This window comes from Micromonospora sp. NPDC023814, assembly GCF_040639595.1.
GTDB lineage: Bacteria > Actinomycetota > Actinomycetes > Mycobacteriales > Micromonosporaceae > Micromonospora.
Genome location: NZ_JBFAAF010000203.1, coordinates 1 through 2267, shown reverse-complemented (window position 1 = coordinate 2267; position 2267 = coordinate 1). Strand labels below are relative to the sequence as shown.

The following is a 2267-nucleotide window of genomic DNA, read 5'->3' as shown; positions in this document are numbered from 1 at the left end:
AGGCGATCTCACCCGCCCCAACCACCTCCACAGAGGCCGATCACCTTACATAACCCCAGCTCAAGCGACTATCCACCAAACACGCAATGGCCCTGCCCGCGTTCGTGGCACACCTTTTCCCACGACATCCAGGGCCGCCCGGATCTTGGCCAGTTGGGTGCGCAGCCGCTCGTTCTCCGCCCGCAGCCGCTCGGCTTCCCGATCGGCGCCGCTACGCGCCGGCTTACGCGGCTTGTCGCTCACCCCTGCCAAAGCACCAGCGTCACGGGCCCGGTGCCACTCGACGATGCGCGAGGAATACAAGCCCTCCCGGCGCAGCAACGCACCCTTGGCGCCCGGCTCCGTCGCCGCGTCGTACTCGGCGACCATCGCCAGCTTGTACTCGGCAGTAAACGTGCGGCGCTTCGGCTGGTTCGACCTCGAGCCCATCGACCCATCATCGGTCACGTCGACCCCGAGGTCAGCAACTGTCATCGTCAACGTAGATCTTCCTGCATCTCGCCCTACTCAGATCACGGAGTAGATCAGGTGTCTCACGTCAGCCTGACAGAGGGCACCGAAGGCCCTTCCCTATGTCACGCAGCCACGCCGACGCCGTCGCGGTTGTCGATCTGCACCGACCCCGCAGGCCTCCCGGAACCCTTATCTACCAGGCTCTTACAGTCCCCAACAACGGGCGAGTGTGTTGAGTAGTGCGGTGAGGGCGTGGGCCTGTTGGGGGTGGATTGGCCGTAGGGGCATGATCGCGGAGATCCATTCGTAGGCTGTTTTGGGGTCGCGGTTGGGTATGCCGTCGGGGTAACGGTGTGGTGCGGGGGTGTTGGAGAGGGCGTGGGCGAGGAGGGCGGCCACGATGGCGTCGGCTTCGTCTTGGTTGATCAGGTGGTGCTTGCGTATCAGGTCGGCCGGGCCGGTGAATAGGACGGGATCGGAGGCGATGGCGGCGACCAGGGCGGCGCGGCGACCGGGGTTGTCGGCTTGGTCCTGGGTTACCGGAGTGGTGTGCATGCTCCGGTTCGGGCCCGGTGTGGGCGTGGTGGTGGCGGGTTTGAGGTCGGTCGTGAATATCTTCGGGGCGGGCGGGAGCACGCCCGACCGGGACAGGTGGGGGGCTTGAGCGCGTAGTTGCTCGTAGGTTTGCCACAGGTCTACCAGGGCTGTTGGGTCCACGATCGTGTGCGGGTCCCGCTGGTCCACGGCGTTGGCGAGCTGGTTTGCCCGGGTGAGGAGATGGTTCCACAGCTTCAGGGTGTCGTGGATGTCGTCTGTGGCCACAGCGCTGGGGGCGGTCGGATGGCCGGTGCGTGGTGGGGTGGACAGTGCTGCCCGCACGAGGTTGTCGTGTTCGTGGAGCCGGGTTCGGGCGGCTGTGATGGCCGTTTCTGCGTGGTGGTTCGTCAGGGCAGCGGGTGGCGCGAGGTCGTGGGTGGTCGGGGGGTCGGGTAGCAAAATATGCATGATCATGGGGTCGTCGACGGCGAGACTCTGCGCTCCGTCGTCCATCGACGTGTCCTCGTCGTCCATCCCCGCTGCGTGGACGATGCTGGTGATGTCCCACACCCGGGCCGTCCGGTCGGTGCCGGCGGTGGCGAGCAGGTCGAGGTCACCGACCCGCCCGAACACCACCGCCCACACCGTGTCGGTGTGGCCGCGCAGGGGTTCCCCGAGCGGGGTGATGGCGCGCGGGTCGCTGGCATCCCACACCCGGACCGTCTCGTCGTCGCTGGCGGTGGCCAGCAGGGCGATGTCACCGACCCGCCCGAACGCCACCGCCGTCACCGTGCCGGTGTGGCCGCGCAGGGGTTCCCCGACCAGGGTGATGGCGCGCGGGTCGCTGACATCCCACACCCGGACCGTCCCATCGAAGCTGGCGGTGGCCAGCAGGTCGAGGCCACCGACCCGCCCGAACACCACCGCCATCACCGTGCCGGTGTGGCCGCGCAGGGGTTCCCCGACCAGGGTGATGGCGCGCGGGTCGCTGACATCCCACACCCGGACCGTCCCATCGAAGCTGGCGGTGGCCAGCAGGTCGATGTCACCGACCCGCCCGAACGCCACCGCCGTCACCGTGCCGGTGTGGCCGTGCAGGGGTTGCCCGACCGGGGCGATGGCGCGCGGGTCGCTGGCATCCCACACCCGGACCGTCCCGTCGCTGCCGGCGGTGGCCAGCAGGTCGAGGCCACCGACCCGCCCGAACACCACCGCCCTCACCCAGTCGTCGTGGCCGCGCAGGGGTTCCCCGACCGGGGCGATGGCGCGCGGGTCGC

The 2267-nt window shown here is 68.8% G+C and carries 1 protein-coding gene and 1 pseudogene; both read right to left on the bottom strand.

All coding sequences use genetic code 11. The features are described from left to right. Window positions 1-216: 216 nt before the first annotated feature. Window positions 217-411: pseudogene (locus AB0G14_RS35390) on the bottom strand (IS3 family transposase); the annotation flags it as partial. Between the two features lie 246 nt (window positions 412-657). Next, window positions 658-2267, bottom strand: a 1610-nt coding sequence (locus AB0G14_RS35385; RefSeq protein WP_357705120.1) for a WD40 repeat domain-containing protein, incomplete at its 5' end; no start/stop codon positions are given.